5 protein-coding genes are annotated in these 7260 nt (G+C 44.4%); 2 read left to right on the top strand and 3 right to left on the bottom strand.

The window, feature by feature from the left end; genetic code table 11:
- Positions 1–217: 217 nt before the first annotated feature.
- Positions 218–1690 carry a proline--tRNA ligase gene (gene proS / locus JHD69_RS18420; protein WP_199141812.1) on the bottom strand — a complete coding sequence of 491 codons (1473 nt, stop codon included), beginning with the start codon at positions 1688–1690 and terminating at the stop codon, positions 218–220.
- Positions 1691–1851: 161 nt separating this feature from the next.
- Between proS and JHD69_RS18425 the strand changes: the two genes are divergently transcribed.
- The gene (locus tag JHD69_RS18425) at positions 1852–2799 is read left to right on the top strand and encodes a hypothetical protein (RefSeq protein WP_199141813.1); all 948 of its coding nucleotides are present in this window, start codon (positions 1852–1854) and stop codon (positions 2797–2799) included.
- A gap of 28 nt (positions 2800–2827) precedes the next feature.
- Positions 2828–4351 (top strand): OmpP1/FadL family transporter, encoded by a 1524-nt coding sequence (locus JHD69_RS18430; RefSeq protein ID WP_199141814.1) that lies wholly within the window; start codon positions 2828–2830, stop codon positions 4349–4351.
- A 101-nt stretch (positions 4352–4452) separates the two neighbouring features.
- Here JHD69_RS18430 and JHD69_RS18435 read toward each other — a convergent pair whose 3' ends face one another.
- On the bottom strand, positions 4453–6288 hold the full coding sequence (locus JHD69_RS18435; protein WP_199141815.1) for a UbiD family decarboxylase: 1836 nt from the start codon (positions 6286–6288) through the stop codon (positions 4453–4455).
- Between the two features lie 165 nt (positions 6289–6453).
- The gene (locus tag JHD69_RS18440) at positions 6454–6933 is read right to left on the bottom strand and encodes a Dps family protein (RefSeq protein ID WP_199141816.1); all 480 of its coding nucleotides are present in this window, start codon (positions 6931–6933) and stop codon (positions 6454–6456) included.
- Positions 6934–7260: the final 327 nt, after the last annotated feature.

Raw genomic sequence — 7260 nt, forward strand, 5'->3', positions numbered from 1 at the left:
TTTTCCCCCCCATCGTCTTTACTCACCCGCCCACCCCCGCTATCTACCCATGTCGTGGTTCGTCGGCAGCGTCAGATGTGTATAAGAGACAGGTTTATAGTTTTCTTCGCTCATTTTCTGTGTTCGATTTGAGTATTGAGTAGTGCGTACAGCGATAAATTACATATCAACTACACTTTGCTAGCTGATCTCAATACGCTATACGCTTATCGCAATACTAGTAGGCCCTTGCAAACAGTACTCTTTGGCTCGATGGCTTTCCGGTTAAGATACAAACGCCTTCTTCCTGCTTGTTGTTCAAAGGGATACACCTGATGGTGGCCTTTGTTTCTTCCTTAATTCGCTTTTCGGTTTCTGCTGTACCATCCCAATGTGCTGAAATAAAGCCGGCTTTGGTATCTAATATGGTTTTGAATTCGTCGTAGGTATTCACTTCGGTTACATGCTCGGCTCTGAACTGCAGCGCCTTGTTGTAAATATTCTGCTGGATTTCTTCCAGCAACTGTGCAATGTAGATGTCCAAACCTTCTTGTGGAACGGTAAATTTATCCTTCGTATCTCTACGGGCAACTTCTACGGTACCATTCTCCATGTCTCTTGCCCCGATGGCCAAACGTACCGGAACGCCTTTCAATTCATATTCAGCAAATTTGAAGCCTGGTCTTTGGCTGTCGCGGTCATCATATTTTACAGAGATGCCCAATCCTTTCAGCTTTGGCAACAACTCGTCCACGAAAGTCGAGATTTTGGCCAATTCTTCGTCGCCTTTGTGGATAGGAACGATGACCACCTGGATAGGCGCCAATTTTGGAGGCAACACCAAACCCGAATCATCACTGTGCGACATGATCAAGGCTCCCATTAAACGGGTTGATACGCCCCAAGAAGTTGCCCAAACATGATCGAGCTTACCTTCTTTATTGGTGAATTTCACATCGAATGCCTTGGCAAAGTTTTGCCCTAAAAAGTGCGATGTACCGGCCTGCAAGGCTTTTCCATCCTGCATTAAGGCTTCGATGCAATAGGTATCTAAAGCACCTGCAAAACGTTCTGTCGGCGTTTTTTTACCCTTTACTACCGGAACTGCCATCCAGTTTTCTGCAAAATCGGCATAAACATCAAGCATTTTTTCGGTTTCGGCAATAGCTTCTTCGGCTGTAGCATGTGCGGTATGGCCTTCTTGCCAAAGAAATTCAGTAGTGCGCAAAAACAATCGCGTCCTCATTTCCCAACGCACTACGTTCGCCCATTGGTTAATCAGCAAAGGTAAATCTCGGTAAGATTGGATCCATCCTTTGTAGGTATTCCATATGATGGTTTCAGAGGTTGGTCTAACAATCAGTTCTTCCTCCAGTTTAGCCTCTTCGTCGACAATAATATTGCCATTGCCATCGTTTTTTAGGCGATAGTGAGTAACCACTGCACACTCGGTAGCAAAGCCTTCAACATGCGCAGCTTCTTTAGAAAAGTATGATTTAGGGATGAACAAGGGGAAATAAGCATTGCTGTGACCTGTTTCTTTAAATTTGTGATCTAAAACCGCCTGCATTTTCTCCCAGATCGAATAACCGTATGGCTTAATTACCATACAGCCTTTTACCGAAGAGTGTTCTGCCAAGTCTGCCTTTATAACAATATCGTTATACCACTGCGAATAATCGTCGTTTTTGCTTGTAATGCCTTTGCTCATAACTATTTGGAACGTTTTTTGTGTTAAATTTCTTGTAAAGTTGTTTACAAAGCTATAAATTTATAGCTACAATTTAATTGGGCTTACAAACAAAACACACATATCATGAAATGAGCCTCCGGCAAATCCCATGAAACAATTGATAATCTAAATACACACACATGAAACCTAACCAATTACTCACCAGTTTGCTCGGGGCAACAGCACTGCTAGTTGCTTCGTGTTCAACACCCAAATTGGCACAAAACAGTGCCATAGACGATGATGTGTACGGTACCGTGGCGAAAGCTAAAGAATACAAGCAGGCAGACCCGGTTCAACCAACAACACAAACCGATGCGGACAATTCATCGTATACCAACAGCGATCCTTATTATGATATGGATTATGCTTCGCGTATAGACAGGTTCTATTACGGCAGCCCCTATAGAGGCTACTACGATCCTTACTACAATTATTATGGCTACAACTCGTGGTACGGCTATGGAACTTATGGCCCTTACTTCGGTTTCTCATTAGGCGCCAATTTTTATAACTACTACAACTGGTACAGCCCATATTCATACTATGGCTGGGGCAATCCTTACTACGGAAGCTGGTGGGGTCCTTACTCTTGGTATGGCAACCCTTATTATGGCGGTGGCTGGTACGGGGGTGGTGGCGGCTACTATGCAGGTCGTGGTACCTATAACCCTAATTATGGGTCTAGACCTTCAAGAGGTAGCGAAAACGGCGTAGGCCGTGCAGGCAGCAGAGGCAACTACTATGGTGGAGGCGCTTCATCCGGCGTTCCATCAAGAGCTAATAACGGCAACAATAATGGTGTAATTACCAGAAGCAGAGCCGAAATGTATAACCCGGCAACCAATGGCACTTCTCGTCCGAACAGCACCAGCAGTTCTAACGATGGCAGGCCAAGCAGAGGCGGTTCAACTTCCGATGCAAGACCTACCAGAAGCGAGGCCCCATCTAGGCCGGCACCTACTTATAACCCACCGGCCCAAAGTTCTCCTCCGCCATCAAGCAGCGGTGGCGGCAGCCGAGGATCAAGTGGTAGTTCTGGTGGCGGTGGCGGCGGTGGTGGCAGACCAACCAGAGGCGGCAGGTAATCATCCATCTAAATTAGCTTAAACACAAATGAAAAAAATTCTGACACTGTTAGTAGTGGCTATAGTAGCCACTACCAGCAATACTTACGCGCAATATGCCAGCGACGCTTTGCGCTTCTCTCAAACCAATTACGGCAGTACCGCCCGATTTAAAGCTATGGGAAATGCCCAGATAGCCAATGGTGGCGATTTGAGCTCCTTGGGTGGCAACCCGGCTGGGCTAGGCCTTTTTACCAAATCTGAATTCGGTTTTACACCAGAATTTAACCAAAGCGGCATGAATGCCAGCTACCTCGGACAAAACGACGTAACCAACAAAAGCCAGCTGAACATTAACCAAATTGGTGCCGTATTCTTCGCCCCTACTTACCGACAAAAAGGAGAAGATACCAAAAAGGGACTGATTAGCGGGGTTTTTGGTATTGGATATAACAGAACCAACGATTATGGTATGGAAGTAAATTATGCCGGTTCGAATGGCCGCAATTCCATTACCGATTATTTTGCCCAATTGGCAGGAACAACTGCACCGAACAACTTGGCTCAAGGCAGCTTAGAAAGAATGGCTTACGACAATTACTTGATTAGCTTTGACAATGCCGCAGGCAACTATTTTTCGGAAACATTTGTTGACCAAACCAAAAACCAATTCAATTTTCAGCGTAAAAACGAAGTACGTTCGGGTTCGGTTTCCGAATTCAATTTTTCTGCAGCCGCCAATATCTCCAACCAGTTTTATATTGGTGCGAGCATTGGCTTGATCGACCTGAGATATAACAGTGATGCCCAGTTTGAAGAAAGCGGCAGTGCCCGCGAGTACGATGCAGCAGGCAACCTAACCGGTAACAACATCAACTACAAACTGTTATTCAACCAAAGCCAAGTTACCAAAGGTTCTGGCGTAAACGGACGTGTAGGTGTAATTTTCAAGCCTGTAGATGGCTTGCGCCTAGGAGCGACTATCCAAACGCCAACCTGGTTTGTGATTGACGACAGCTATACCGAAGGTCTTGATAACAGAGGCACTATTAGAGGCACAACAGATAAGCAAACTTACGATTTCACCTACAATTTGCGTACCCCGTTAAAAGGTTCTTTTGGTGCAAGTTACGTCATTGCTGGTCAGGCGTTGATTTCGGCTGATATTGATTATGTTGATTATTCGAGCATCAGATTTTCGACCAACAGCAACGGCAGCAGCGGCGATAGCAATATCATGATCGACAACAACAGCGATGTGAGAAGCAACTACAAAGGCGCAGTAAATTATAGAATTGGTGGCGAATACAAACTGAACAACCTCAGCTTAAGAGCTGGTTACGGTGTAAACGGCTCTCCTTACAAAAACGACAGTGATAATGTTTTCGATACCAAAATGTACAGCGGTGGCTTGGGTTACCGTGTAAACAATTACTACGTAGATTTAACCTATCAGCGCGTAGAAACCAACAACGATTTTACGCCTTATAATTTAGGTAATGGTGCAGAACCTGTTGCCCAGGTTAAAAACACCAAAAACAATGTTTTCTTAACCTTAGGTTTGAGATTTTAAGCACAGCACCTATTTAAATACTAAAAATCCCGGTTACCAATGGCAATCGGGATTTTTTATGCTTTAGAATTTTTAACGTCTCCGTTTGCTGTAAAAGGATTTTAGATGATCCCATAAAGCGAAGCACCTTCTTGCCCTAGCCTATCTACTTTTTTTTCAACTTCGGCATCTTTGATCAGCTCAGGTGCGTGATGAGGCTTTTTGCGGGCATCGATAATTACCGGGCCTGTACAACCCCAGTGTTTATCACGGGTAAAATCATCCACACCATCGATATCTGCGGCCGGATTACTTCTTGTAAAAGTTACCCAAACCAAATTGTTTACATTGGCTGCTGTAAATTGGGCATCATCGCAAAGCACAATCAAGGGCAAACCGCTTAAATCGACAGCTTTTAGGCTTTCCTTCAGTCTGGCTATTTCTTGTTTGGCTTGCTGCGCATCTACATAAGAACCGGCCTGCAACGCCAAAACTCCAGGAATTGCAATTTGACTGACACCAAATGGACTTGGCAAATTCAAATCGGCTGGACATACGTTGACAAGGGTTCTTTTTTTATCGCCTGCCACGGCAAAGACCACTTTCGATCCTGCATTCAGTCCATCGCCAGAATAATCGAGCGTATCAATCGTCGTATTCGTATAAAAATGCAGGTCCCTGCTCGGGTCTATCCGTTCTAAAACATGATTCATGAAACCTGCGATATTGTTGGTGCTAAGGCTTTCGTCATCTTCCTTCGCCACTATAAAGAGGTATTTGGCCAAACTCAGCTGGTTTTTGCCCAAAATATGATTGGCAATAGTTAAAATCTCCTGTGGCTTGCGCTCTTTTAAATAGGGTGTGTAGCGCTCGCTTCCAATGGCGAACAACAAAGGATGTACGCCGGCCGCATCCACCGCATTTACTTCTTTGAGGCCATGGATTTCCTGCGGAATGGCCGAACCGGTAATTTCGTGTATCAGGGCGCCAAAGCTCGTATCTTCCTGAGGTGGCCTGCCCACTACCGTAAACGACCATATCGCATCTTTTTTATGGTAAACGTTGTGCACCTTCATTAAAGGGAAGGGATGTGTGAGACTATAGTAGCCCAAATGATCGCCAAAAGGCCCTTCTGGCTTGTTTTCGTGCGGATATACCGTTCCGGTGATCACAAAATCGGCATCAGCAGAGATGCAAAACCCTTCTTCATCATAAAAATACCTGAAGCGCCTGTTGCCTAAGGCACCTGCAAAAGTGAGTTCAGAAAGCCCTTCGGGCAACGGCATTACCGCGGCAAGCGGGTGCGACGGCGGACCGCCTACAAAGATGCTTACCTTTAATGGCTGGCCTTTGGCATTGGCTTTGGTTTGGTGCACGCCAATCCCCCTGTGGATCTGATAGTGCAATCCAATTTCCTTATCCTGCACATAATCGTTGCCCGCCAGCTGGATGCGATACATGCCCACATTGGCATTCATCACACCGGGTTTATCCATATCTTCCGTAAAAACTTGTGGCATGGTAATAAACGGCCCGCCATCCATTGGCCAGTTTACAATTTGGGGCAAGCTGCTGATGCTTGTTTTTTGAAATGTGCTTTTAAAAAGCGACTGTTTTAAAGGCAAAGCCGATAATGCCGTTAAACCTGAGCCAACATATTTAAATGGATTTTTTAATGCCTTAATGGGATCTGAGCGCAACGCAACTAATTGTTCTACCTTAGGCAAGCTGTCTCTAAACATCAATTTGGAGCGTTCTAAGGTGCCGAACAGATTTGAAACGGCTTTGAATGGGCTTCCTTTTACATTTTCGAACAACAAAGCCGGCCCCTGTTTTTCATAAACCCTTAAATGGATAGCAGCCATTTCCAGGTACGGATCAACTTCTTCTTTTATTCTTACCAGATGACCATGTTTTTCCAGGTCGGCAATACATTCGGCTAAATTTCGATATCCCATTGATACAAAAGTAAGAAATTAGTCTGTTAGTCGATAGCTATTGGCCAGTAGCCTACCCGTAAGTTTTCGGTTGGGCGTCTGCACCTCATCATGTAGCCAGGCATGAAGGCAAACAAAAAATCCCCGCTTGGTTGAAACGGGGATTTTTGATTAAGTATTGACTGTTTACTTCTTGCCAGCGAAAGAACGCAACATCCAGGTATTTTTTTCCTTGAACTGCATAAAACGGTTCACCATATCGTTCGAGCCATCGTCGCCAGCCTTGTCAGTAGCCTCAAGCAGTTCTCTTTCGAGCTCAATCAGTTTGGCCATATCGTCTAAAATGGCTTCCACCATAGCCATATCGTTCATGCCAATGGTATTGATTTCCTTAATTTGCGATTCCTTGATGTAATCGGCAAAACGGCTGTGCGGCGGTTTGCCCAAGGTAAGTACACGCTCGGCAATTTCGTCGATGGTGAGCTGCGCATTGGTATACAGTTCTTCGAACTTGATGTGCAACGTAAAAAAGTTCTGCCCTTTTACGTTCCAATGGCATCCCCTTAATTTTTGATAGTGGATATGGTAGTTGGCCAGGTAATCGTTAAGCATGTCAACTACTGGTTTTACTTGTTTTTCACTAAGGCTGATTTCTTTTGCATCCATGGTATTTTCTATTTGAAGGTTAATTTTTGTACTGATACAACAAAGCACGATTAAAATGGTTTTTAAAAATAGTTTTTAGGGGCAATAGAAATGTCATCGTACCGTTTTTATAACATTCATCTACCTATAAGCATATTATTCGTATAATTGTGTTTCAAAATTGCTAAGATTTAATGTATAAGCTATATAAACTATTTATCATTGCGCTGCTCCTTCAAGTATCTGTTGCCCACGCCAATACAGCTATCGATTCGATCGGTGTGGAGAATTACAAAGGAAAAAAACTGATCCTGCACAAAGTAGAAGCCCTGTCTCTTATACACATCT

This window comes from Pedobacter sp. ASV12 (assembly GCF_016429155.1).
GTDB lineage: Bacteria > Bacteroidota > Bacteroidia > Sphingobacteriales > Sphingobacteriaceae > Pedobacter.

Coding starts and splice junctions, on each gene's coding strand:
- JHD69_RS18430 (WP_199141814.1), top strand. CDS start 2,828: ATGAAAAAAATTCTGACACTGTTAGTAGTGGCTATAGTAGCCACTACC.
- JHD69_RS18435 (WP_199141815.1), bottom strand. CDS start 6,288: ATGGGATATCGAAATTTAGCCGAATGTATTGCCGACCTGGAAAAACAT.
- JHD69_RS18425 (WP_199141813.1), top strand. CDS start 1,852: ATGAAACCTAACCAATTACTCACCAGTTTGCTCGGGGCAACAGCACTG.
- JHD69_RS18440 (WP_199141816.1), bottom strand. CDS start 6,933: ATGGATGCAAAAGAAATCAGCCTTAGTGAAAAACAAGTAAAACCAGTA.
- proS (WP_199141812.1), bottom strand. CDS start 1,690: ATGAGCAAAGGCATTACAAGCAAAAACGACGATTATTCGCAGTGGTAT.